23 protein-coding genes are annotated in these 22,880 nt (G+C 62.7%); 19 read left to right on the top strand and 4 right to left on the bottom strand.

Going from position 1 to position 22,880, the window contains the following annotated elements; all coding sequences use genetic code 11:
* Window positions 1–22 precede the first annotated feature (22 nt).
* From LZ538_RS07610 to LZ538_RS07600, 3 genes are read left to right on the top strand one after another with little or no spacing between them, the layout of a single operon-like run.
* Window positions 23–400, top strand: coding sequence for a hypothetical protein (locus LZ538_RS07610; RefSeq protein WP_249831387.1), 378 nt, complete (start codon window positions 23–25; stop codon window positions 398–400).
* Window positions 393–683 carry a DUF5985 family protein gene (locus LZ538_RS07605; RefSeq protein WP_249831386.1) on the top strand — a complete coding sequence of 97 codons (291 nt, stop codon included), beginning with the start codon at window positions 393–395 and terminating at the stop codon, window positions 681–683. The genes LZ538_RS07610 and LZ538_RS07605 overlap by 8 nt, the downstream gene beginning before the upstream one ends.
* The gene (locus LZ538_RS07600) at window positions 664–936 is read left to right on the top strand and encodes a DUF5985 family protein (RefSeq protein WP_249831385.1); all 273 of its coding nucleotides are present in this window, start codon (window positions 664–666) and stop codon (window positions 934–936) included. The genes LZ538_RS07605 and LZ538_RS07600 overlap by 20 nt, the downstream gene beginning before the upstream one ends.
* A gap of 10 nt (window positions 937–946) precedes the next feature.
* Here LZ538_RS07600 and LZ538_RS07595 read toward each other — a convergent pair whose 3' ends face one another.
* Window positions 947–2,221 (bottom strand): cation:proton antiporter, encoded by a 1,275-nt coding sequence (locus LZ538_RS07595; protein ID WP_249831384.1) that lies wholly within the window; start codon window positions 2,219–2,221, stop codon window positions 947–949.
* Between the two features lie 424 nt (window positions 2,222–2,645).
* On the opposite strand from LZ538_RS07595, the gene ftsH reads away from it, so the two are divergent.
* A complete protein-coding gene (gene ftsH, locus LZ538_RS07590; protein WP_249831383.1) occupies window positions 2,646–4,598 on the top strand; it encodes an ATP-dependent zinc metalloprotease FtsH in 1,953 nt (650 codons plus the stop codon).
* A 62-nt stretch (window positions 4,599–4,660) separates the two neighbouring features.
* Window positions 4,661–5,035: a hypothetical protein gene (locus tag LZ538_RS07585; RefSeq protein ID WP_249831382.1), complete on the top strand. Its 375-nt coding sequence runs from the start codon at window positions 4,661–4,663 to the stop codon at window positions 5,033–5,035.
* 1 nt (window position 5,036) lies between these two features.
* Here the strand turns inward: LZ538_RS07585 and LZ538_RS07580 are convergent, their stop codons facing one another.
* Complete coding sequence (locus tag LZ538_RS07580; RefSeq protein WP_249831381.1) at window positions 5,037–6,068, bottom strand: DUF3667 domain-containing protein; 1,032 nt, start codon at window positions 6,066–6,068, stop codon at window positions 5,037–5,039.
* Window positions 6,069–6,125: 57 nt separating this feature from the next.
* Between LZ538_RS07580 and LZ538_RS07575 the strand changes: the two genes are divergently transcribed.
* From LZ538_RS07575 to LZ538_RS07535, 9 genes are read left to right on the top strand one after another with little or no spacing between them, the layout of a single operon-like run.
* Complete coding sequence (locus tag LZ538_RS07575; protein ID WP_249831380.1) at window positions 6,126–6,785, top strand: nicotinate-nucleotide adenylyltransferase; 660 nt, start codon at window positions 6,126–6,128, stop codon at window positions 6,783–6,785.
* Window positions 6,766–7,149, top strand: a complete 384-nt coding sequence (gene rsfS, locus LZ538_RS07570) for a ribosome silencing factor (RefSeq protein WP_249831379.1) — start codon at window positions 6,766–6,768, stop codon at window positions 7,147–7,149. Before LZ538_RS07575 ends, rsfS begins: the two co-directional genes overlap by 20 nt.
* Before the next feature lie 5 nt (window positions 7,150–7,154).
* Window positions 7,155–8,000 (top strand): serine hydrolase, encoded by an 846-nt coding sequence (locus LZ538_RS07565; protein WP_249831378.1) that lies wholly within the window; start codon window positions 7,155–7,157, stop codon window positions 7,998–8,000.
* The gene (locus LZ538_RS07560; RefSeq protein WP_249831377.1) at window positions 8,001–8,423 is read left to right on the top strand and encodes a 23S rRNA (pseudouridine(1915)-N(3))-methyltransferase RlmH; all 423 of its coding nucleotides are present in this window, start codon (window positions 8,001–8,003) and stop codon (window positions 8,421–8,423) included.
* A gap of 3 nt (window positions 8,424–8,426) precedes the next feature.
* Window positions 8,427–9,608: a murein hydrolase activator EnvC family protein gene (locus LZ538_RS07555; RefSeq protein WP_249831376.1), complete on the top strand. Its 1,182-nt coding sequence runs from the start codon at window positions 8,427–8,429 to the stop codon at window positions 9,606–9,608.
* Window positions 9,609–9,645: 37 nt separating this feature from the next.
* Window positions 9,646–10,983, top strand: coding sequence for a S41 family peptidase (locus LZ538_RS07550; protein WP_249831597.1), 1,338 nt, complete (start codon window positions 9,646–9,648; stop codon window positions 10,981–10,983).
* Window positions 10,984–10,986: 3 nt separating this feature from the next.
* Window positions 10,987–11,511: a disulfide bond formation protein B gene (locus tag LZ538_RS07545; RefSeq protein ID WP_249831375.1), complete on the top strand. Its 525-nt coding sequence runs from the start codon at window positions 10,987–10,989 to the stop codon at window positions 11,509–11,511.
* On the top strand, window positions 11,508–12,044 hold the full coding sequence (locus LZ538_RS07540) for a demethoxyubiquinone hydroxylase family protein (protein WP_249831374.1): 537 nt from the start codon (window positions 11,508–11,510) through the stop codon (window positions 12,042–12,044). Before LZ538_RS07545 ends, LZ538_RS07540 begins: the two co-directional genes overlap by 4 nt.
* Window positions 12,045–12,091: 47 nt before the next feature.
* On the top strand, window positions 12,092–12,496 hold the full coding sequence (locus LZ538_RS07535; RefSeq protein WP_249831373.1) for a hypothetical protein: 405 nt from the start codon (window positions 12,092–12,094) through the stop codon (window positions 12,494–12,496).
* 3 nt (window positions 12,497–12,499) lie between these two features.
* Here the strand turns inward: LZ538_RS07535 and LZ538_RS07530 are convergent, their stop codons facing one another.
* On the bottom strand, window positions 12,500–14,260 hold the full coding sequence (locus LZ538_RS07530) for a DUF885 domain-containing protein (RefSeq protein WP_249831372.1): 1,761 nt from the start codon (window positions 14,258–14,260) through the stop codon (window positions 12,500–12,502).
* 11 nt (window positions 14,261–14,271) lie between these two features.
* Between LZ538_RS07530 and LZ538_RS07525 the strand changes: the two genes are divergently transcribed.
* From LZ538_RS07525 to LZ538_RS07505, 5 genes are all read left to right on the top strand, one after another.
* A complete protein-coding gene (locus LZ538_RS07525) occupies window positions 14,272–15,807 on the top strand; it encodes a peptide MFS transporter (RefSeq protein ID WP_249831371.1) in 1,536 nt (511 codons plus the stop codon).
* Window positions 15,804–17,204 (top strand): peptide MFS transporter, encoded by a 1,401-nt coding sequence (locus tag LZ538_RS07520; RefSeq protein WP_249831370.1) that lies wholly within the window; start codon window positions 15,804–15,806, stop codon window positions 17,202–17,204. The genes LZ538_RS07525 and LZ538_RS07520 overlap by 4 nt, the downstream gene beginning before the upstream one ends.
* On the top strand, window positions 17,201–18,028 hold the full coding sequence (locus LZ538_RS07515; protein ID WP_249831369.1) for a DUF1206 domain-containing protein: 828 nt from the start codon (window positions 17,201–17,203) through the stop codon (window positions 18,026–18,028). The genes LZ538_RS07520 and LZ538_RS07515 overlap by 4 nt, the downstream gene beginning before the upstream one ends.
* A 61-nt stretch (window positions 18,029–18,089) precedes the next feature.
* Window positions 18,090–19,334 (top strand): putative DNA modification/repair radical SAM protein, encoded by a 1,245-nt coding sequence (locus LZ538_RS07510; protein ID WP_249831368.1) that lies wholly within the window; start codon window positions 18,090–18,092, stop codon window positions 19,332–19,334.
* Window positions 19,335–19,353: 19 nt separating this feature from the next.
* The gene (locus tag LZ538_RS07505) at window positions 19,354–20,781 is read left to right on the top strand and encodes a UdgX family uracil-DNA binding protein (protein WP_249831367.1); all 1,428 of its coding nucleotides are present in this window, start codon (window positions 19,354–19,356) and stop codon (window positions 20,779–20,781) included.
* Here LZ538_RS07505 and LZ538_RS07500 read toward each other — a convergent pair.
* On the bottom strand, window positions 20,778–22,871 hold the full coding sequence (locus tag LZ538_RS07500) for a TonB-dependent receptor (RefSeq protein WP_249831366.1): 2,094 nt from the start codon (window positions 22,869–22,871) through the stop codon (window positions 20,778–20,780). The two genes, LZ538_RS07505 and LZ538_RS07500, sit on opposite strands and share 4 nt — an antisense overlap.
* Between the last annotated feature and the right edge of the window lie 9 nt (window positions 22,872–22,880).

Genomic DNA, 22,880 nt, shown 5'->3' with positions numbered 1-22,880 from the left:
CTGTGCGGGCGGTACGGAGCGCGTGAGTAGCTCCGACGAAGAAACCCTTCGTTTCATCACGGCCAGCTTCCCGTCGGTTTGGGCGCTAGAGCTACTGCTGATGCTCAAGCGCCGCGATGGTAGCTGCGCCCGGCAAGATCTGATCGCTAGGCTGCGAGGTAGCGAAGCTGTGGTGTCGAAGGCACTTGAGGCCCTCGTCGCCGTCGGGCTCGTCTCCATGGAAGGCGACGAAGCCGTCTATGTGCCAGCAAACCGAGGCGCTGAAGCAAGCGTTGATCGCGCTGAGGATCTCTATCGCCGTCGGCCTAATACGGTGTGTCGTGCAATCGTAAGAGCGCGCACAAGCGGCGCAGCAGCATTTGCGGAGGCATTCAAGCTTCGGAGTGGATCGAATGACTGAAGCCTTTCCCGCCGCAGTTTATTTGCTTTGCCTACTGACCAGCGCCGCCTGTGCGTGGTTATTGGGCCGAAGCTTCCAACGCACCGGCATGCGCCTGCTACTGTGGAGCAGTATTTGTTTCATTTTCCTGGCAGGGAACAACCTCGTGCTGGTGTTAGACCTCATGGTCTGGCCGGACGTTGATCTTAGCCTAGTGCGACTAGCCCTGTCCTTAGCGGCAGTTTCATCATTGATTTGGGGCTTCATTTGGGAAGGTGAAGAGGATGGAAGTGACAGCTTATAGCTTCCTCTCGGGCGCAGTAGTGTTTGGGTTCTTCGTCGGCTCGTTGCTCTTCGTGCGCGCTTGGCGGCGAACTCATGACCAGTTGTTCGTGGCGTTCGCGCTGGCCTTCGGACTTCTGGGTGTTGGGCAGGCTCTCCTGGCTCTTGCCAATATACCCACTGAGGAGCGTGGGTCGATATTTGTCCTCCGGCTGGCAGCATTCGGCCTGATCTTGCTTGCCGTGTTGCGGAAGAACCGGCAGCCCTCCTCATAACTGGTCCGTTTCAACTCCCCTCGCAAGGCCCGAACCGCCTGAAAAATGGTCCTATAGTGATGCCTTGGACGATTACGGAAAATAGCACGACGACATAGGTTGCTGCGAGAATGATGGACCGTCCTGGGCCATCTGGTAGGGACAGTGCGAGGGCAACCGATATTCCGCCTCGCATGCCGCCCCAGAGTAGTACCGGCAAAGACAAACCTTCCGTCAGCGCAATCCACTTGAGCGCAGCCAGTGGTGCGGCAACTGACAGAGCGCGGGCCAATAGCACCAAGGGAACGGCAATCGCGCCAATCAAGACAAGCCGACCATCCGGAGCAATAGCAATCAGTTCCAGCCCGATCAGCAAAAACAGGATCGCATTCAAGAGTTCGTCGACTAGTGCCCAAAACTTAAGCACGTGGTCTCGTGTTTCTTCGCTCATCGCGAACGCAACCCCTGCATTGCCAATCAATAGGCCCGCCACCGCCATTGCAACCGGTCCGCTAACGTGGAGCCAACGTCCCAGGGAATATCCTCCCATGACCATCGCGAGAGTGATCATCAATTCAACGTTGTACTCGTCGATGCTACGCATCGCCCAGAAGCCAATCGAGCCTACAGCCAGTCCCAAAAGCACTCCGCCTCCTGCTTCCAGCGCAAATGACTGCATTGCGGACATCGCCGTGAAAGGCTCGGAGCCGGTGGCTGCCGCCAATAAGATAGCAACTACGACAACTCCCACTCCGTCGTTGAAAAGGCTCTCGCCCGCGACCGTCGCTTGCAAAGTCGGTGGGCAGGCTGCGCGTTTGAGCACGCCCATGACAGCAACCGGGTCGGTCGGGCTGATCAAGGCTCCGAACACGAAGCACCAGGATGGCGGCAAGGGAACTCCGATTGCCCAGGTGAGGAAAAAGAATCCTCCGCCGACGATCAGCGTCGAAAGAAGAACGCCGATCGTGCTCAATACGAGGATGGGCCATCGGCCGCGCTGCATGTCACCCCAATCGACATGCAAGGCCCCGGCAAAAAGCAGGAATGAGAGCATGCCGTCCATGAGTGTCGTCTCAAAGTCGATTCCAGCGAGGAACGTGCCTACCATTGCAGACAAGTCGCTCGCTGGAAGCAGGTAATCGATGGCGATGACCATCAGAGATGCCACCGCACCCATGACTGTCATCGCTACAGAGGAGGGCAAGCCAATAAGTCGATGATTGAGACATGCCAGGACAGCGGTCAGAACGACAAGGATAGCGGCGGCGTCGAAGGCGCTCAGAGCAAGTCCATGCATGCCTTTCATTTGCGGGCGATTATCGAGAAATGCCAGCTACGGATTTCGTCAGAATTTCCGCACGCATGGCAGGCGTTCAGAATCGTCTGTCCTACAGCTGCCGTTTCATGCCACCGGTCGATCATGGCTCCCGTTCGTCTACTAAGCACTTGCCGACCCCGGAACGGCACGAAGTGGAAGGACCCCCGTTTCTTCCACTTTCAGCCGAAAAACTGCTGGCGCGACCGCGCGACGCGAAGGTCACAAAAGAGTCAACTTCGCTCGGCTCGCTACGACCTTGCGGCCGGATCCGATCCGCGCGGGGCACCGGCAACTTCGTGATTTTCGACGGACTGCCGGCACGGTGCGTTCACCACTCCCTAAGGGCGCATTGTTATTGAAGGGGATGCGCCTATTTTAAGGGGCACGCGCCTTTTGCGCTTTTGAGAGAGCGATGGACGAGAAGAACAAGAAGCCCGGAAACCCCTGGACCAAGAGCCTGCTGATATGGGTCGGCATCCTCTTCGCATTGGTCTTGTTCGTTCAGATGATCGACGGCGGCTCCCGCTCGGCCACGGGCCAGGCGATCGCTTATTCGGAGTTCGTGAAGCAGGTCGACGAAGGCAATGTTCGCACCGTCACCATGGCGACGGGCTCTAGCGGCAACGCCACGATCACCGGCAAGCTCGAGAGCGGCGAGGAATTCCGGACGACAGCGCCCGCGGACGCAAACGTCTCCGATCGGCTGATCGGCAAGGGCGTTGCGGTGCAGGTGAAGGCCGAGGAGCAGTCGAGCATCTGGCTTTACATGCTCTACAACTCGCTGCCCTTCCTGCTCATTCTCGGCATCAGCTTCTTCGTGATGCGCCAGATGCAGAAGAATGCCGGCTCCGGGGCGATGGGCTTCGGCAAGAGCCGCGCGCGGATGCTCACCGAGAAGCACGGCCGCGTCACCTTTTCCGACGTCGCCGGCATCGACGAGGCTCGTGAGGAGCTTCAGGAGATCGTCGAATATCTGAAGGATCCGGGCAAGTTCGCGCGGCTGGGCGGCAAGATCCCCAAGGGCGCGTTGCTGGTCGGTCCTCCGGGCACCGGCAAGACCTTGCTCGCACGCGCGATCGCGGGCGAGGCGGGCGTGCCATTCTTCACCATCTCCGGCTCGGACTTCGTCGAGATGTTCGTCGGCGTCGGCGCCAGCCGCGTCCGCGACATGTTCGACCAGGCCAAGAAGTCGGCGCCCTGCATCGTTTTCATCGACGAGATCGACGCCGTCGGCCGCCATCGCGGCGCGGGCCTCGGCAACGGCAACGACGAGCGCGAGCAGACGCTCAACCAGCTGCTGGTCGAGATGGACGGTTTCGAAGCCAATGAAGGCATCATCATCATCGCCGCGACCAACCGGCCCGACGTTCTCGATCCTGCGCTTCTTCGGCCCGGCCGCTTCGACCGCCAGGTCGTGGTGCCGCGTCCGGACATTGAAGGCCGCGAGCAGATCCTGGGCGTCCACATGAAGAAGGTGCCGCTGGCGCCCGACGTCGATCCCCGTGTGATTGCCCGGGGAACGCCCGGCTTCTCCGGGGCCGACCTCGCCAACCTCGTCAACGAGGCGGCCTTGCTCGCCGCGCGCCGGGGCAAGCGGCTGGTCGCGATGCAGGAGTTCGAGGACGCCAAGGACAAGGTGCTGATGGGCACCGAGCGCAAGTCCATGGTCATGACCGAGGACGAGAAACGCATGACCGCCTACCACGAGGCGGGCCATGCCGTCGTCGCGCTGCACGAGCCGGCGTCAGACCCGATCCACAAGGCGACGATCATCCCGCGCGGCCGCGCTCTCGGCCTCGTCATGCGCCTGCCGGAGCGGGACAATTACAGCTACCATCGCGACAAGATGTACGCGAACCTTGCCGTCTCCATGGGCGGGCGCGTCGCCGAGGAGATCATCTTCGGTTACGACAAGGTGAGTTCCGGCGCGTCTTCCGACATCAGCTATGCCACCGGCCTTGCCCGCGACATGGTCACGCGTTGGGGCATGTCGGATGAGCTTGGGCCGCTGCAATATGCGGAGCAGGATGAGGAAGTGTTCCTCGGCTATTCGGTCAATCGCCAGAAGAACATGTCCAACGAGACCGCGCAGGCGATCGACAAGGAGATCCGCCGCATCGTCGAGCAGGGCTACGACCGCGCCAAGCACGTGCTTACCGAGCATGCCAACGAGCTGGAGACGCTCGCCCAGGCGTTGCTCGAATATGAGACGTTGAGCGGCGACGAGATCAAGACGGTCCTCGCGGGCGGCTCGATCGACCGCGGTGGCGTAAGCGGACCGTCGATCCCGGCTGCGGGCTCGTCGATTCCGAAGGCCAAGCGGCCGAAAGCCGGCATTGGCGGTCCCGCTTCCGCGGGAGCCTAGCGCCGGTTCAACAGCCGTTCACGCGGCCGCGCTGAATCCCTCCTTACAAACGGGGAGGGCTCATGCGCGTCTTACTGGCTGTACTCGTGACTGCCGCGTCTTCAGTGGCGGGCGCAACAGCCCCGATCACCGCGGGGGAATTCCTGGCCCGCGCCGAGCCGCTGATGCAGAAAAGCAAGGTCACCTTGCTCTTCTCTTCCGAGGCCAAGACCCTGATGAAGATTGTCGGCGAAGCCGCGAGGAAGACGCGGGTTAGGGTCGAGGCCGACCGTGCCGCCGGCCGTCCGACCGACACTTGCCTTCCGAAGGGCAGGGCTTCGGTCAGTCCGGACGAGCTGCTGGCCTATTTGCGCTCGCTCCCGCCGCAGCGCCGCGGCGAAAGTTTCGACCAGGCGTTCGGCGGCTTTGCAGCGAAGAAATATCCCTGCCGGGGCTGAGTTAGGACATGCCCACGGCGGCGACGACCAGGAAGAATAGCCCTCCGGCGATGAACGCGAATGTCGTCAGCAGGATCGTCCGCCACCACGTCCCGAAGCGACTGAGCTCATACGCACCTTTCAGCTGGCGATACATGTGGAAGGGCGGGACGAAGAAGAGGAAACCGGCGATCGAGCTCGCTCCAGCCGCCACCAGCAGTCCCGCAGCGATGACCAGCATCATCATGAAGGAGAGCGAGTAGGTTACGAAGACCGCGTGGTCGTAGAGGTTGTGACGACGGCGGAAGGGGAACAGCAGCCAGAGGAACGGGACCGACAACGGGATCAGCAGCCAGCTGAACTTGGACGCCGCGTCCTGCATGTTGGTGACGACAAGCTCGGGGTTCTTTTGGGCCTTTCTCACCGCGTTGCGGAGCCACTGCGGTGAATCGCGCTGCATGTCGCCTTCGATCGCGATGTCTCCGCGGCGGACCTTTTCGAGCTGCGCGAGGTCATGTTTGTCGGAAGCGATCTTGCGGTCGAGGTTGGCGACGGGCTTGCCGGCTTTCGCTTGTTGCGCCCGAAACTTCTCAAGCTTTGCGATATCGGCCTTCTGCTCCTTGGCCGCCACATCGAGGCTCGACCCGACGACGCTGGGCTTTTCTCCACCGAGCGCGCCGGTCAGATTGAGCACGGCAAACGTCAGGAACACGGTGAACAGGTAAAGCGCGATGGGCGAGATGAAGCGGGCGCGTTCGCCGGCGATGTACCGCCGGGTCAGTTCGCCCGGCATCCAGGCGAGCATCGGCAGCGTCCGCCAGAACTTGCCCTCGAAATTGAAGAGGCCCGCAACGAAGTCCTGGAAGAAACCCTTGAGCGAGCGGTGAACGTGCGATTTCTGGCCGCAAACCGCGCAGAATGGGCCGACGAGCCTGGTTCCGCAGTTGAGGCAGGCGCCCTCATGGGTATGGCCGGTGTCGCCGGCTTCCGGCTCCACGGCTCGAGCCAGCATTGCCCCGGTCACAGCGTCGCCGACAGCTTCGAGATCGCCCATTTAATACCCCCGGGCATCATATTAGGAGCGACCAGCCCGCCATGCTAGCTGCGGAGGATGGCGCGCATCGGCCTCCTCGGCGGTTCGTTCAATCCGGCCCACCGCGGCCACCTGCGCATCAGCGAGCATGCCATGCGCGTGCTTGGGCTGGACGAGGTCTGGTGGCTGGTATCGCCCGGAAACCCGCTGAAGAAAGGGGTGAAGGACATGGCGCCGTTCGAAGCGCGCTTCGCCTCTGCCAAGCGCCTGGCCAGCGGTCGCATTCGCGTCAGCGACTTCGAGCAGCGTGAGGCCACACGCTATACGATTGATACGATTGGAAAACTGCAGAAGCGCTATCCGCACTATCAGTTCATTTGGTTGCTTGGAAGCGACACTCTGCCAAATTTTCACAAATGGCGTGATTGGAGGAACTTAGCTCGAAAAGTGCCGATTGCGGTGATTCGGCGGCCCGGTTATGATTCAGCTGCCCACGCGGCGCGCGCGATGGGCTGGCTGCGAAGGTTTGTCCGACCTTCCAGCCAAGCGAGCCGTTGGACGCAGTGGAGTGCACCGGCGATCTTGATGCTTCGCCTGCCGCCTGACCCCACTTCATCGACGGCCATCCGCGCGCTCGACCCCAATTGGCAACGCCGCGGCACTTCGAGCGTTATGCGTCCGAAACAGTCCAGGCCTGCCTCAATCGCCAGGAGACAACTTGACCGAACGTCCCGCTGAAACAGCTGCAAACGACGTCGAAGACCTCCACCGGCTCGTGCTCCAGTCGCTCGACGACGACCAGGCACAGGAGGTCGTTTCCATTCCTCTCGCCGGCAAGTCCAACATCGCCGACCATATGGTGGTCGCGTCCGGCCGCTCGACGCGGCAGGTCGCTTCCATGGCGGTTAAGCTTGCAGACAAGATCAAAGAGCGATTTGGCCGAACGCCGCGGATCGAGGGACTCCCTGCAGCCGACTGGGTGCTGATCGATGCCGACGACGTAATCGTCCACATATTCCGTCCCGAAGTAAGAAATTTTTACAATTTGGAACGAATGTGGGCATTTGGCGATGATTCCATGAGTGCTGCTGCACGCGGGTGAGGGCCATGCGCTTTATTGCTATCTTCCTGTCGCTACTGGCGCTGTTCGCGCAGCCCGTTTCTGCGGCCTCGTCACCTTACTTCCAGTCGCTTGAGCAGCAGCTTTCCTCGCTCATCTCGAACAAGTCCGCGGACGTCGGCGTCTATGCGCTCGACATGAAGAGCGGCGAGAATGTGAGCGTCCGCGGGGACGTCGCATTTCCCATGGCGAGCACAGTCAAGGTCGCCATAGCCGCGCTTTACCTCGCGCAGGTCGACCATGGCCGCCGTTCGCTGGACGATACGATCAGTGGCGTGTCTGCGCGGTCGCTGCTCGAGCGCATGATGATCCACAGCGACAATCGGGCGACCGATATGCTGCTCGCGGACCTAGGTGGACCGAGGGTGCTGGACAATTGGTTGCGCGAGCAGGGCGTCACCGGGCTTCGGGTCGACCGCACGATTGCCCAGCTCCTCGCCGACAAGCGTGACCTGTGGGACCGTCGGGACTCGGCCACGCCCCATGCGATGGTTTACCTGCTGACGAAGATATATCGGGCGGAACTGATCAAGCCCGAAAGCCGTGATTATCTGCTCGATGTGATGGCCCGCTGCCAGACCGGCAAAAACCGCATCAAGGCCCTGCTGCCCTTCGGCACGCCCGTCGAGCACAAGACCGGGACCCTCAACGGCTACACGAGCGATGTCGGCTTCATCAGCCTGCCCGACGGCCGCCGGGTCGCAGTGGCCATGTTCGCCCGCGGAGGGAATGATCGGCCGCGAGCGATCGCCGAGGCCGCGCGCACCATCTACGACGGGTTCCGGTCGGTGCTGACCTGGAACTTCACGCCGGCGCTCTCCACAACAAGGTAGATGCTTCTCCACATCGTGGCTCGTGGCAAGATCGGCCGGTCGGCCGAAGCCGAATTGGTGGACCGTTATCTGAAGCGCATCCCTTGGCCCACGAAGCTGAGCGAGCTGCCCGAAAAAGGCGGAAATGTCGCCGCGCTGCCGACGAACAGCGTCAGCGTGGTCCTCGATGAGCGAGGATCGACGCTGTCCTCCCTGGAATTCGCTCGCAAGCTCGAGACATGGCGGGACGAGGGCAAACGCGAGGCACGCTTCCTGATCGGCGCAGCGGACGGTCACGACGATGCCGAACGCCGCTCCGCGGATCTGCTGCTGTCGTTCGGCTCGGCGACGTGGCCCCATCTGCTGGTCCGCGCGATGCTGGCCGAGCAACTCTTTCGCGCAACATCGATCCTTGCGAACCATCCCTATCATCGCGAAGGTTAGGGCATGAGGCACCTATACCTCCTTCTTATTGTCGCCCCCGTATCGCTGGCGGCGAGCGCTCCGGTCGTGCCTCCAGGTGAAACACTGGATCGGACTCTCGATCGGGCGGAGAAGGAGCAGGCGCAGGCAGAGGCGCGGGCGGCACAACTGGAGTCGTCCGCGAAATCGGCACGGGGCGAGGCGGCGCAGCTTCGAGCCAAGCAGGCCTCGGCAGCTGAAGGCCTCGCTGCGGCCGAAGCGAGGCTCACCGCCGCTGATGCCCGGCTCCGGCTGCTGTCCGCGAACATCGAAAGTCGGAAAGGAAGACTGGCAAAGGAGCAAATGCCGGTCTCCAGCCTCCTCGGGGGGTTAGCACTCATGGCCGGCAAACCGCCCCTGCTCGCGGCGGCGGACCCGCGGAGCGGAGACGAACTGGTGAAGCTTCGAATCCTGCTCGACAGCACTGTGCCGGTGATCCGCGCCCGCACGGCGGCGCTGTCGCAGGAACTCCGTCGCGGCGAACAGCTAGAGCAGGCCGCACGCGAAGCGCGAGGCGAGCTCGCCAGGAGCCGGGAGCAACTTGGCGAGAGGCGCCAGCAATTCGCGGAGCTCGAACAGCGTGCTTTACGGCTCGCAGCCGGCGCGGAAGGCCAAGCACTGATCGCCGGCGACGTGGCCCTCGCGGCCGGGGAGGACATCCAGGCGCTTCAGACGTCGCAAGGTAGCAGGGCGGCAGCCAATGCCCTCGCTGCATCTCTCGCGGCACTTGGCTCCGCTCCACCGCGCCCTGCCGCGGGAGAGGGCGCGAAGCCGCATTTGCCCTTTGCTTATCGCTTGCCTGTCGAAGCGCCGCTCGTGGAAGGAATGGGATCGGTCAGCGCCGCCGGCATCCGCGCGAGAGGCATCACCATGAATACGCCCCGCGGCGTTCCCGTCGCCGCGCCCGCTTCGGGAGTGGTGCAATTCGTGGGACCGTTCCGCGACCATGATGGGATACTGATCATCGATCATGGAAAGGGATGGATGACGTTGCTCCTCAACGTCTCCTCATCTCTTCGAAAAGGCGACAAAGTCGCGCTGGGACAAGACGTTGGTCGAACGATCGGCCCGCTGGGCGTCGAATTGTCCCAAAATGGACACCGCTACTCGCCAGCTCTCATCGCAGGTTCATCTCAGAGCCTGTCAAAGGGCGGAAAAGCCGGGTAAACGCTTGCCCGAGCTCATCAGGACGCGACCTATGAAGATGAATCGTAAACTGCTTCCGCCACTGGCCCTTGTGGGCGCGCTCGCGCTCGTGCCGGTTACGGCAAGCTCGTTCGCGGCAGCCGACACGACCAATTACCAAGAGCTCGAGAAATTCATGAGCGTCTATGAGCGGGTGAAGGCGAATTATGTCGAGCCGGTCGACGACCATACGCTCATCAAGGGCGCGATCGACGGCATGCTGGCCGCGCTCGATCCACATTCGAGCTATGTCGAAGCCTCCGACTTCGATACGCTTCGGACGACCACCGACGGGAATTACGGAGGCCTCGGCATCACCGTTTCGACCGAGGATGGAGCGGTCAAGGTGATCGCTCCAACCGAGGACACGCCGGCCTGGCGCGCAGGCATCAAGTCGGGCGACTTCATCACGCATATCAATGGCGAGCTCGTCTACGGCCTGACGCTCGACGAGGCCGTCGAGAAGATGCGCGGCCAGCCAGGCACCAGCATCAAGCTGACGATCGTCCGGCCCGGCCGCAACAAGCCGTTCGACGTCGCGCTCGTTCGCGAGCGGATCGAGCTCCGTCCCGTCAAATGGGAGATCAAGGACGGGATCGGAATCATCAACATCAATACCTTCTCCGGCAATGTCGCGGACCAGACGAAATCGGCGCTGCTGTCGATCGACAAGGCGACGGGCGGAAAGCCGCTCGGCTATATCGTCGATCTACGTTCAAACCCCGGCGGGCTGCTCGACCAGGCTGTCGAGATCAGCGACGCATTCCTCGAAGGCGGCGAGATCGTCTCGCAGCGCGGGCGCGATCGCAACGACATCGAACGTTATTACGCGCGGCCGGGCGACATGGCCCATGGCCTGCCGGTCATCGTGCTCGTCGACGCAGGAACCGCGTCAGCTTCAGAGATCGTTGCGGGCGCGCTGCAGGATCATCGCCGCGCCATCGTCATGGGCGAGAAGAGCTTCGGCAAGGGCTCGGTGCAGACCGTCGTCCAGACCGGCCCCCAGGCCGCCCTTCGTTTGACGACCGCGCGCTATTACACGCCGTCGGGCCGCTCCGTGCAGGCCGGCGGAATCGATCCGGACATCGTCGTTCCGCAGCTCTCCGACGAGGATTACAAGGATCGCCCGCGCATCCGCGAGGCGGATCTTCGGCGTCACCTGCTTGCGCAGGCGAAGGTCGAGGACAAGCTTCTCGAAAATGACGACACGCCCGATCCGCGTTTCGCAATGACGTCTGCCGAGCTCGAGAAGAAGGGCATCAAGGACTTCCAGCTCGACTATGCGATGAAGACGCTGAAAAGGCTGGCGGCGCCACCCTACATCGCGTCCGCGGCCGGAACGAAGAAGTCGAAATAGTCTATGACTGACGCGGCCGCCGCCACCTTTCGCGGCCCCGAAGCCATGCGGCCGTCAGCGATCGCCAGGCTGATCGCGTTGTTGCTGCCGCTAGCGCTGCTCGGCAGCGCGCTCGGCTCGCAATATCTCGGCGGCCTCCACCCGTGCGAGATGTGCTACTGGCAGCGCTGGCCGCACGCCGCGGCGATCCTGTTGGCGGCGCTCGCGTTCACCTCACCCTCGGATCACTCGCGGGCACGCGCGCTGACGTCGCTTGCCGCGGCAGCGATCGCCATATCGGGCGCGATCGGCGTCTATCATGCCGGCGTCGAAGCCAAGATTTTCGAGGGCATCACGACCTGCACGGCTTTAGCTTCGGGAGGAAGCACGGCGGACCTGCTGAAGCAGATCACCCATGCGCCGCTGGTGCGTTGCGACCAGGTGCAGTTCAGCTTCCTCGGGATTTCCATGGCCGGATGGAACGCCATCCTATCGCTGGGTGGCGCAGCACTGATCGCCTTCCTGCTGACGAGGGATCGGCAGGCATGACGAGCTGGAGGCCCGGCGACAGACGGCCCGACCGTGCATCGATGCTACGGGTTAACCAGGCGGGCGAATATGGCGCGACACGGATCTACGCGGGCCAATTGGCGGTGCTCCGGCGTAATTGTCCAGAAGCCAAGCTGATCGCGCGCATGGCCGCGCAGGAGCAGCAGCACCTCGACCGTTTCAACACGTTGATGGGCGGCCGACGGGTACGTCCGACGGCGCTGCAGCCGATCTGGAATGTCGCGGGCTTCGCTCTTGGCGCAGTTTCTGCGTTAATGTCGGAAGAAGCGGCGCTCGCCTGCACGGACGCCGTCGAGACCGAAATCGACCGTCATTATTCGCAGCAATTGGAGCAGCTCGGCGAGGACGATCCCGAGCTTTCCGCAGATATCGAGGCCTTTCGCGAGGACGAACTGGAGCATCGCGAGACCGCGCGCGAGGCTGGCGCAACCAACGCCGTGGGTTATCCTGTATTGACCGCGGCGATCCGTGCTGGATGCAGGGTAGCGATAGAATTGTCGAAGCGAATCTGAGGGAACCGGTCGGCGGGCTTGCCCGCTTAACCGTCGAAAGGAAGACGATGAGCAAGCTGACCATGATGCTGAGTGCCGCTGCAACCGCAGTCGCGGGCATCGCCGCGCTGCCGGCGCCAGCGACGGCGCAAACCCAGACCGTGGGCGAAATCGTGGTCTATGGCACCGACCCGTGCCCCCGCGCGACCGACGATACGGTCGTCATCTGCCGCCGGCTCCCGGAAGCGATGCGGTATCGCCTGCCCGAGCAATATCGGCCGGGAGCGACGTTCCAGGAGAAGCAATCCTGGACGAACAAGGCGCGTACGGCCGCTACCTTGGGCAATACCGGCATTGGTAGCTGCACTGCAGTCGGCCCCGGCGGGACCAGCGGCTGCCTGGTGCAGGAAATCGAGCAGAACAAGCAGACCCGCAAACAGGAGCAGCAGGCGACCACCGCTCCGGAACAATAGGTCTTAGTTTCGCGCCTTCTCGCTGACGATCCATGCGTTGATCTGCGCTTCCAGCGTGTCCAGCGGAACCGCACCCTGTCCAAGCACCGCGTCATGGAAGCGCCGAAGGTCGAACTTCGGTCCCAGCTCCTGCTCCGCGCGTGTCCTGAGCTCACGGATTTTCAGTTCGCCTAATTTGTAAGCGAGCGCCTGTCCCGGCGTGGAGATGTAGCGGTTGACCTCGGCATCGATATTCGCGTCAGTCAGCGTCGTATTGTCCTTCATGAAGGCAACTGCGCGCTCCTTGCTCCAGCCCTTTGAATGCATTCCGGTGTCGACGACGAGCCGGGCCGCGCGCCACATCTCGTAACCGATCCGGCCCATGTTCTTCTGCGGGGTGTCGTAGATACCCATCTCGATCCCGAGCCGCTCCGAATAGAGGCCCCAACCCTCGACGAACGCGGTGAAGAAGGTCCCGTATTTGCGCCATTCCGGGAGATCGAGCTCCTGCTGCAGCGAAATCTGGTTGTGGTGACCCGGGACGGCCTCGTGCACCGTAAGCGGCGGGAGCTCCCACAATGGGCGCTGGTCGAGGTGCGTTGTGTTCACGAAGTAGGTTCCCGCGCGGCCCGCGTCCGGGCTGCCGTCCTGATAATAAGCCGTCGTATTCCCTTCCGCCGTTTCAGCCGGGATTGGCTTGATCCCGTACGGCAGGCGCGGAAGCTTGCCGAACAGGCCCGGCATTTTCCCGTCGATGGTCTTGGCCATCAGCGCGGTGGCCGCGAGCAGCTCTTCAGGCGTCTTCGCGAAATATTTGGGGTTGGTTCGCATGTCGGCGATCATCGCCTCCCGGGTGGCGAATCCCGCCTTGTGAGCGACGTCGTCCATTTCCGCGCGGATGCGGGCGACCTCCTTGAGGCCGAGGTCGTGAATCTGGTCCGGCGTGAGGTCGGTGGTCGTGTAGTTCCGGACGAGATAGGCGTAATATTCCTTGCCCTGAGGCATCCCCGAAACGCTGATGTCCTTCAGGCATCGCGGCAAAATGTCGCGGCCGAACGCCGTTCCCAAGTTGGTGTAGGCGGGGTTGATCTGCGTCGCGATCACGTCGCGAGCGCGCGCCTGCATTGCGGCCCAGTCCCCGGCCTCGATGGCGGCCGGACGAGCCGCCGCAAATGGCTCGTAAAAGCGCGACTTGGCAGGATCGGCGGCAACGACGCCGCTGATCGACTGCGGGAGCGAAGTCACTGTTACGCAAGGCTGCGCATAGCCTTTGCGCGCCGCTTCAGCGCTCATGGCGCCATAGGCGTCGAGGCGCGATTTCACGAGGGAAAGACGGGTGAGATAGTTCTCGTAATCGGAGCGCGTGCGCAGGGATACCGAGGTTACCGCGTCGACCAGATAATTATGCAGGCTGCCGTTCGACGAATAGAAGATCATGCGCTGGCCGAAACGGTTGGCCTCGACCGCACTTTCGAGGCTGCGGCGCAGGATCGCGTCGTTGGTTTGGTCTGCGGGCGTCAGGGCGGCCGCCGGAATGGCGTTCAGCCGTTTGAGGAAATCGGCGGCCTCTCGAGCCTGACGGTCGAGCGCGGCAACGCCGACCTCGTCCAGCTGCGCGTCATAATCGTGCACGCCCGCCCTGCTTGCGAGCAACGGCGATTCCTTGAGCTGGGTCGCCCAATAATCGTCCATCAGCTTGTGGAAGTCCTCGACCGGCCCCGCGAGGACCGGCGTGGAAACGGCAAGCGATGCTGCTGTGCAAAACGCGAAGGTCAGTCGGCGCATGATCATCCCCCATGTCACCCGCCAAGGCTCAGGCGGAAAATCGACCGGCGCAGTGTTGCGTTCTGCCGGGGGTTGCGCAAGCGCAACAAATCGGTGTTGCCCCGCGCCAAGCTCTGTTAGCCAAGGCGACTGAGGGAGATCAGCCGCTGTCGACAGTTCCCGCCAGCCCGGTCGACGCACCGGGACTCGAAAGACGCGAACTGTTCGGGCACCCCAAAGGCCTCGCTTTCCTGGCGTTCACCGAAGCCTGGGAGCGTTTCTCCTATTACGGCATGAGCGCCCTGCTCGTCCTCTACATGGTGAACCAGCTGCTGCTTCCCGGCCATGTCGAGAATGTGGCGGGCTTCGCGACTTTCCGCGGCATGATCGAAGGCACGTTCGGCCTGATGTCGACCCAGGCGCTCGCGTCGCAGATCTTCGGGCTTTATTCGGGATTCGTCTATTTCACTCCGGTGCTTGGCGGCTGGCTCGGTGACCGCATCGGCCAGCGAAATGCCGTCGTGCTCGGGGCGCTGTCGATGAGCGGCGGGCACCTTGCAATGGCGTTCGATCGGAGCTTCCTGCTCGCACTCCTGCTGCTCATCATCGGGTCCGGCCTGCTCAAGGGCAACATCTCCGCCCAAGTCGGCAGCGTCTACCCGCCCGATGACGAGGAGCGGCGGTCTCGGGGCTTTGCGATCTTCAGCACCGGAATCAATTTCGGTGCCGTCGCAGGCCCTTTGCTGTGCGGATACCTGGGTGAGCGATTCGGCTGGCACGTTGGCTTCGGCGCCGCCGCTCTGTTCATGCTTGGCGCGCTCGCGACCTATCTCAGCGGCTATCGTTACCTGCCGGCACGCGTCGAGCGAAAGTCGCGTGGCACTGCTCCTCCGCTGACCGGGAAGGACCGCAAGGTCGTGCTGGCGCTCCTGGTCGCCATGGCGATCACCGTCCTGCCTCAGATCGCTTATTACCAGCTGGCCAACGTGCTTCCGGTCTGGCTGCAGGGGCATGCGAACATGAGCGCCGGCAAGTTCGAGATTCCGATCCCCTGGTACCAATCTATCGACCCGTTGTTCAGCATCATCGGCCTGCCTTTGCTGTTCGCGCTGTGGAGCTGGCAGGGCCAAGGTGCCGGCGAGCCTTCCGAAATGCGCAAGATCGCAATTGGGTCGTTCATCTGCGGCGGAGCCAACCTGATTCTGGTTGCCGCGATCCTGCTTTCTACGGGACAAGTGCTGTGGATATGGCCATTCCTCTACTGCGCGGTGCAGGGCATCGGCTTCATGTATTTCTGGCCGCCCTTGCTGTCCCTCGTATCGCGCGTCGCTCCGGCAAGGATCAACGCGACGATGATGGGTTCATCCTTCCTGGTCCTGTTCGTCGCCAACAATCTGATCGGCTCGATCGGCACCTTCTACGAACGGATGTCACCGGCCGAATTCTGGGGCATGCATGCGGGGATCGGCGCGGCCGGCGGTGTGCTTGCATTGCTGTTCGGCCGCACGATGGGCCGTATTTTGGAACCGCAGCCAGGTGCGGGCTCGAGCGTTAGGAGCAAGTCATGACAGTTGCCGAAGCCACGCCTGATTTCGAACAGGGAAGGGATGACGACCGCGCATTCCTGGGCCACCCGAAAGGCCTCGGGTTTCTCGGTTTCACTGAGGCCTGCGAGCGCTTCTCTTATTATTCCATGCAGACACTTCTGGTGCTCTACATGGTCAATTACCTTCTCGTGCCCGGGCGCATGGAGAAGGTCGTCGGCCTCGACTGGCTCAACGCGCATGTCTACCCGGGCCTGTCCGGGCAGCCTTTGGCTTCCGCGATTTTCGGCACCTACACGGCGCTGGTTTACGCGACGCCGATCCTTGGCGGGATCATCGCCGACAAATGGCTGGGCCGGAACGTCACCCTGATCGTTGGCGGTGTGCTGATGGCGATCGGCCACTTCCTGATGGCGATCGAACCGGCATTCCTGTTCGCGCTGCTCGCCCTTCTGCTGGGCGTCGGCGCTTTCAAGGGCAATATCGCGACGCAAGTCGGCGGGCTTTACGGGCCGAACGACCTCCGCCGCGCGATGGCGTTCCAGATCTTCTACATCTTCATCAACGCCAGCGTGATCATCGCGCCGTTGATCTCCGGCACGCTCGGCCAGAAGGTCGGCTGGCATTATGGGTTCGGCTGCGCGGGTGTCGTCATGGTGCTCGGCCTGGTCATCTATCTTTCGGGCCAGCGCTACCTGCCGGCCGAGGAGCGCAGGGAGCGAGCCTCGAACGAGTCCGCCGTGCGCGAAAAGCTTACGAAGGACGACTGGGTCTGCCTCGTCTCGCTTTTGCTGCTGATCCCGGTTTTGGCGATCGCGCTCCTCACCAACCAGGAGATCTTCAACGCCTATCTCGTTTGGGGCGACCAGCAATTCGACCTGACGCTGCTCAACAACACGAGCAGCTGGCTGATCACCGTCGACGCGACGCTGAGCTTCTCGATGCTCGTCGCTGTCGCGGCCTTCTGGAAATGGTGGGGCAAGACGCGGCGCGAGCCTGACGAGATCAGCAAGATGATCATCGGCAGCGTGTTCACCATCGCGGGTGGCGTCTGCCTGTTCATGGCCGCGCTAACGCAGCCGGCGGGCGGCAAGATCAGCCTGTTCTGGCCGATCATGTTCCACCTGCTGAACAGCATCGGGTTCGCGCATATCCTGCCGATCAGCCTCGCGCTCTTCTCGAAGATCGCACCGAAGCAGATCACCGCAACCGTCATCGGCCTTTATTATCTCGCCTTCTTCGCGGCGAACGCCGTGGTCGGCTACATTGGCGGCCTCTATTCCAGCCTGCCTACGACCACCTTCTGGCTGATCCACATCGCAAGCGCCTCCTTCGGCCTCGTCGCGTTCGTGATCTTCAAGATGGTGCTCGGCAAGCGCATGACGACCGGACCACGCGAGCAGGCCGCCGCATTGTCGTGAACCCGAGCGCACCGCTGGATCGCGCCGCCGAGCTCGCGCGCGAGAGCCGCTTCCTCACGCTGTGCCGCGTCGGCTTCCTTGGCCGAGGCATATTATACATCCTGATCGCCTGGCTGGCGCTCCAGACCGGGCGGACCGAGGACCTGACCGGCGCCCTCGAATATCTCGGCCACGGCTCGGGACGCATCCTGCTGATCGTCATCGCGGCAGGCCTCGCGGCCTACGGGCTCTGGAGACTCGCCGATGCCGCGTTCGGCATCGAAAATCCGGGTCCCGACGGCAAGGCGCTTCGCAAGCGCTCGGCGGCGGGGTTTATCGGCCTCATCTACCTCTACCTTTCCTACAAGGCCGTACGGATCATCCTCGCCGGTCATGCCGGGACGATGAACGCGCAGGAGCAGGCGGACACGGTTCTCGATCTTCCCGGCGGCGCCGTCGTGCTCGGGATCGCCGCGGCGGTGCTGGCGGTCGCGGGCCTCAATCAGTTCAGGAAGGCCGGCAAGTGCACCTTCCTCTACAATCTGGATTACCGCGCTCAGGCTCCGCTCGCCAAATGGCTGGGGCGTATCGGATATGCCGCGCGCGGAGTGATCTTCCTTACGATCGCTTACCTGATCGGCAAGGCGGCTCTCGATGGAACATCGAACGAAGCCGGCGGGATGGAGCAGGCCCTCGATTTCTTCTCGGGACCCGTGCTGTGGGCAGTCGCGCTAGGCCTCGCATTGTTCGGCGCGTTCAGCATCATCGAGGCGCTGTTCCGCCGAATTCACGAGCCTCCGCCGCCGGAGGAGATCAAGCAGAAGGTCGAGCGTAAGCTTACCTGATTTGTACCGTATTCCAGCCATTTGGCTGGACTCCGGAATATCCGGAACATAATAGGAACACATGGCCCAGCTCGATGTTCAGGCGAAGCTCGCGATCCTTGCCGACGCCGCCAAATATGATGCGTCCTGTGCGTCTTCCGGAACGGCCAAACGCAACAGCCGCGGGGGCAAGGGCGTCGGCTCCAGCGAGGGCATGGGCATTTGCCATGCTTACGCGCCTGACGGCCGCTGCATCTCGCTCCTGAAGATCCTGCTGACGAACAGTTGCATCTTCGACTGCGCCTATTGCATCAACCGCAAGAGCTCCAACGTGCGTCGCGCGCGGTTCACAGCCCAAGAGGTCGTCCGTCTCACGCTTGAATTCTACAAGCGCAATTACATCGAAGGCCTGTTCCTTTCCTCCGGCATCATACGCTCGTCGAACTATACGATGGAGCAGATTGTCGAGGTCGCGCGCAGCCTTCGCGAGGACCACGACTTCCGTGGCTATATTCATTTGAAGACGATCCCCGATGCCGATCCGGAGCTGGTGCGGCAGGCAGGCCTTCATGCCAATCGCGTGTCCATCAATGTTGAGCTTCCCACCACCAGCGGCCTTACCCGGCTCGCGCCCGAAAAGGACGTGCGCCAAATCGAAGGCGCGATGCGGGAGATGAAGGCGTCGATTGCCGACGCCGACGACGCGGCGAAGCGCTTCAAGTCAGCGCCCAAATTCGCCCCCGCCGGCCAATCGACGCAGATGATCGTGGGCGCCGACGCCGCCAGCGACGCCGACATCGTTCGGCGCTCGAGCAGTCTTTACGACCGCTTCGGCTTGAGACGCGTTTATTATTCGGCGTTCTCGCCCATCCCCGACGCGAGCGCGGTCCTCCCGCTGAAACGTCCGCCACTGATGCGTGAGCATCGGCTTTATCAGTCCGACTGGTTGATGCGCTTCTACGGTTTCACGTCCGCTGAGGTTCGGAGCGCGACTGACGCGCAAGGAATGCTGCCGCTCGATATCGATCCGAAACTCGCATGGGCGCTGAAATTTCGAGACGGCTTCCCCGTCGACGTGAACCGCGCGCCCAAGGAGATGCTGCTGCGTATCCCGGGTTTGGGCACAAAGGCGGTGGACCGCATTATGTCATCCCGCCGTTGGCGGAAGCTCCGGCTGGATGACGTCGCGCGTCTCACATTGTCGATCGCTAAAGTCCGGCCCTTCATCACTACCCTGGACTGGCGTCCGACTTTTCTCACCGATCGCACCGACCTCCGCATGCTCGTCGCACCCAGGCAGCAGCAGCTGGAGCTCTTCACGGCCTGAGGTGCTGCGCGAAGGTCCCATGATCGACGCACATCGCGTCATGCTTTCCGCGCCGGACGATTTCGAAGGCTGGCGCGATGCGGCGCGCGACCTTGCGGAAGCCGGCGTGCCGGCAAGCGCGGTGGTGTGGCAGGTCGAGGGCGGCGACGCAGATTTGTTTGGTTCCGCCGTTCAGCAGCGCGCCGCGCCAAGCTTCCCGGTCCCGCGCGAATTCGTGAACCTTGCGCGCAACGTGATCTGTTATTCCGACCGCGAGCGCTTCGCTTTGCTCTACGCGATGCTGCTGCGGTTGAAGTCGCACCGCCGCGCGCTCGACGACGAGGCCGATCCTTTGGTTCGCCGCCTTGCCGATTTCGCCAAAGCGGTGCGCCGCGACATCCACAAGATGCACGCCTTCGTCCGATTTCGCGAATTCGATGGGCGGTTCGTCGCCTTCTTCGAGCCTGAGCATCACATCGTTCGCAGGGCGGCGAGCTTCTTCGTCAACCGGTTCACCAACATGCGCTGGTCGATCCTGACCCCGGAGCTTTCGATCCATTGGGACGGCGAGACGCTCGCTGAAGGCCCGGGCGCAACGCGCGCTGACGCGCCGGCGGGCGATCCGCTCGAGGAGATGTGGCGCACCTATTACGCGTCAATCTTCAATCCGGCGCGACTGAAGGTCGGCGCGATGCTGAAGGAGATGCCGAAGAAGTATTGGCGCAACATGCCGGAGACCTCGCTCGTTGAGCCCTTGATCGCGAGCGCGAGAAATCGGGAGCTGGAGATGATCGACCGCTCAGTCGCCAAGCAGGGTCTCGAAGATGCGATTGAGGCCGAGCGTGCGCTGCAGCCGCGCAGCAATGTTCGCGCGTCGTGGGAAGCTCTGTTCCGCGAGGCGCGCGGGTGCACGCGTTGCCATCTCCACGAATGCGCGACCCAGACGGTGTTTGGGGAAGGGCCCCTCGATGCATCGATCGCATTCGTAGGTGAGCAGCCGGGTGACCAGGAAGATATTGCTGGGCGGCCCTTCGTAGGGCCCGCGGGCCAGCTCTTCGACGCCGCGCTGGAGAAGGCCGGAATCGACCGCTCCGCCGTCTATGTCACGAACGCCGTAAAGCATTTCAAATTCGTGCAGCGCGGCAAGAAGCGCATCCATAGCAAACCCAATGCTGGAGAGATCGAGGCCTGCCGCTGGTGGATCGAAAACGAGCGCGCGCTGATCAAGCCGCCGATCACCGTGGCGCTCGGCGCGACGGCGGCGCAAAGCCTTTTCGGCAAGGCGATGGCGATCGGCAAGAACCGCGGCTCCCCGCTCCAGCTGCAGGACGGCAGCGAGTGCTGGATCACGGTCCACCCGAGCTTCCTGCTGCGGATTCCAGAGGAGGATCGGAGGCGGGAGGAGCGCGCGCTGTTCGTGCGCGACCTTAAACGCATCAGGGCGCGAGCGGAGGAACTCGCAGCCTAGAAGCGATAGCCGACGGTCGCCTTGATCGAGCGCGGCGCGCCGGGAGCGATGTTGTTGTCGTTGTGGGCGGTCGGGAAATAGTCGGCGCCGAGCAGATTCTCGACATTCACCTGCGCCTCCATGCCGTTGGGCAACTTGTAGAAGAGCGCTCCGTCGACACGCGTATAGCCTGGAAGCGTGACCTGGTTGCTGATCGAAGCAAATGACTTGGAACGGGCAATCACGCCCAGCCCAATACCGATCCGGTCGGTCGCATCATAGCGGTTCCAGACAGCGAAGCTATGACGCGGGACGAGCGGGACTTCGCGTCCGGCGGGGGCCGCGGCCGTGGTCTCAGTGATCTTCGCCTTTTGCCACGCATAGCCCGCCGATACCTGCCAGTTGCTGGTGATGCTGCGCTCCAGGCCCAGCTCCACACCCTTGCTGCGCTGCGCGCCGGTCAGGACCGTCAGGTTCGTAATCGGATCGACCGCGCGCGTGTTGGTCCGATCGAGCCGGTATAACGCGGCCGTCGCTAGAAGGCCGTGCAGCGGTTCCCACTTCGCACCGATTTCGTAATTGTCGAACCGCTCGGGCTTCAGCGCTTCGGTCGCAACTGTCAGGCTGCCGAACTGGTCTCCGGACTGCGGAAGGTAGGACCGGCTCAAGCTGCCGTAGACGGACAGGTTGTCGCGCGGCTTGAGCACGATGCCGAGCCGTGGCGACCACAAACGGTCCTTTCGGCTGAACTCTCCGCCGCCCACGGGGCGCAGGTCGTCGACGTCGAGATCGAAACTGTCGAACCGTAGTCCGGCAACAATCTCGAGCCATTCAGCCGGACGGATCTGGTCCTGAACATAGACCGCCGCCACGGTCGCATGTGTGCGATTGTTGGCATCGCTCGCCGCCGGAAGGAAGGTGACGTCGGTGTCGACCGTCGGTTCGCTGAGCGGCACGTGGTTCGTTCCCGGCGCGAAAAATCCCGTCAGCCGGTGGTTGCGCGACTTCTGCCGGCCCAGCTCGAAGCCGAACAGCAAGGTCTGGTCGATCCCTGCAAGATGATTGTCCCAGACGAGGTCCGTCTGGCTGAACAGGTTCCGGCGGTCGTTCTGGTTGTTGTAGGCGTCGAGAATCACGACCCGGCTCGCCTCGTCGAGGTTCGATCCGTAGATGTTCTGGTAGAATTTGTCGTAGTCCGCGAACTGCGTGTGATTGCGGAGCTTTAGGCCTTCGCCGAACTGGTGTTCGACCGCAAAGGTCGCAACGTTCACGTCGGCTTTGGCAAAGCTTTCGTCGGGGTTGCCGAAGAATGTGCGGTCGAAACCTTCGAGCGGCCTGTCTCCATCCGCCGGAACCCCTCGGTCGGCAGTGCGGCGATCGTGGAAATATTCGTACGAGAGGTCGAACCGGGTGTTTGCACCGACTTGGATACCAGCGGTGGGGTTGAAGCCGTAGCGCTTCAGGTCGACGTGGCGGCGGAAGCTGTCACCGTCTTCATAGACGCCGTTCAAGCGAAGCCCGGCGCCGGTCGCGATCGGCTGATCCACGTCGGCAAGTAAACGAAAGCCGCCGAAGCCGTCGCCCGAGCCGGTGACGCTGCGATATGGATTGAGGCTCGAGCGCTTGAGCACGCGGTTGACGACCCCGCCGCCGCCGCCGCGACCGAAGATCATCGCATTTGGTCCCTTGAGGACCTCGACGCGATCGACGTTGTAGAAGTCCCGGAAATATTGTGCGTCGTCGCGAACTCCGTCGATGAAGAAGTCGGCCGTGCTGTTGTTGCCGCGGAGCGTCATCTGGTCGCGGTTGCTTTCGCCTGTGCCGGGGGTCGCGCCAGGAACAAAGGTCAGAAGCTCGGCGACCGAGCGCAGCTGCTGATCCTTGATCTGTCGCTCCGAAATGACGGTGAGCGCCTGCGGGATGTTGCGAATGTCCGTGTCGGTCTTCGTGGCCGTGCTGGTCGAGCGAATGCCATATTGAGGTCGCTCCCCCGTCACGACGATGACTGGGGCGTCAGCGGCGTCTGCTGCCTCAGCAGCTTCGGCCGCTAAGGCCGGTGCGGCAGTCCACGCTAAGGACGCGGCGTACGTAGACAGAAGCAGGCGGTTCATCACGTCCCC

This window comes from Sphingomonas hankyongi (assembly GCF_023516575.1).
GTDB classification, from domain to species: Bacteria; Pseudomonadota; Alphaproteobacteria; order Sphingomonadales; family Sphingomonadaceae; genus Sphingomicrobium; species Sphingomicrobium hankyongi.
The sequence above is the reverse complement of the archived record's forward strand: the minus strand, read 5'-3'. Positions and strand labels throughout refer to the sequence as shown.

Coding starts and splice junctions, on each gene's coding strand:
- LZ538_RS07605 (WP_249831386.1), top strand. CDS start 393: ATGACTGAAGCCTTTCCCGCCGCAGTTTATTTGCTTTGCCTACTGACC.
- LZ538_RS07600 (WP_249831385.1), top strand. CDS start 664: ATGGAAGTGACAGCTTATAGCTTCCTCTCGGGCGCAGTAGTGTTTGGG.
- LZ538_RS07595 (WP_249831384.1), bottom strand. CDS start 2,221: ATGAAAGGCATGCATGGACTTGCTCTGAGCGCCTTCGACGCCGCCGCT.
- ftsH (WP_249831383.1), top strand. CDS start 2,646: ATGGACGAGAAGAACAAGAAGCCCGGAAACCCCTGGACCAAGAGCCTG.
- LZ538_RS07585 (WP_249831382.1), top strand. CDS start 4,661: ATGCGCGTCTTACTGGCTGTACTCGTGACTGCCGCGTCTTCAGTGGCG.
- LZ538_RS07580 (WP_249831381.1), bottom strand. CDS start 6,068: ATGGGCGATCTCGAAGCTGTCGGCGACGCTGTGACCGGGGCAATGCTG.
- LZ538_RS07575 (WP_249831380.1), top strand. CDS start 6,126: ATGGCGCGCATCGGCCTCCTCGGCGGTTCGTTCAATCCGGCCCACCGC.
- LZ538_RS07565 (WP_249831378.1), top strand. CDS start 7,155: ATGCGCTTTATTGCTATCTTCCTGTCGCTACTGGCGCTGTTCGCGCAG.
- LZ538_RS07560 (WP_249831377.1), top strand. CDS start 8,001: ATGCTTCTCCACATCGTGGCTCGTGGCAAGATCGGCCGGTCGGCCGAA.
- LZ538_RS07555 (WP_249831376.1), top strand. CDS start 8,427: ATGAGGCACCTATACCTCCTTCTTATTGTCGCCCCCGTATCGCTGGCG.
- LZ538_RS07550 (WP_249831597.1), top strand. CDS start 9,646: ATGAATCGTAAACTGCTTCCGCCACTGGCCCTTGTGGGCGCGCTCGCG.
- LZ538_RS07545 (WP_249831375.1), top strand. CDS start 10,987: ATGACTGACGCGGCCGCCGCCACCTTTCGCGGCCCCGAAGCCATGCGG.
- LZ538_RS07540 (WP_249831374.1), top strand. CDS start 11,508: ATGACGAGCTGGAGGCCCGGCGACAGACGGCCCGACCGTGCATCGATG.
- LZ538_RS07535 (WP_249831373.1), top strand. CDS start 12,092: ATGAGCAAGCTGACCATGATGCTGAGTGCCGCTGCAACCGCAGTCGCG.
- LZ538_RS07530 (WP_249831372.1), bottom strand. CDS start 14,260: ATGCGCCGACTGACCTTCGCGTTTTGCACAGCAGCATCGCTTGCCGTT.
- LZ538_RS07525 (WP_249831371.1), top strand. CDS start 14,272: ATGTCACCCGCCAAGGCTCAGGCGGAAAATCGACCGGCGCAGTGTTGC.
- LZ538_RS07520 (WP_249831370.1), top strand. CDS start 15,804: ATGACAGTTGCCGAAGCCACGCCTGATTTCGAACAGGGAAGGGATGAC.
- LZ538_RS07510 (WP_249831368.1), top strand. CDS start 18,090: ATGGCCCAGCTCGATGTTCAGGCGAAGCTCGCGATCCTTGCCGACGCC.
- LZ538_RS07505 (WP_249831367.1), top strand. CDS start 19,354: ATGATCGACGCACATCGCGTCATGCTTTCCGCGCCGGACGATTTCGAA.
- LZ538_RS07500 (WP_249831366.1), bottom strand. CDS start 22,871: ATGAACCGCCTGCTTCTGTCTACGTACGCCGCGTCCTTAGCGTGGACT.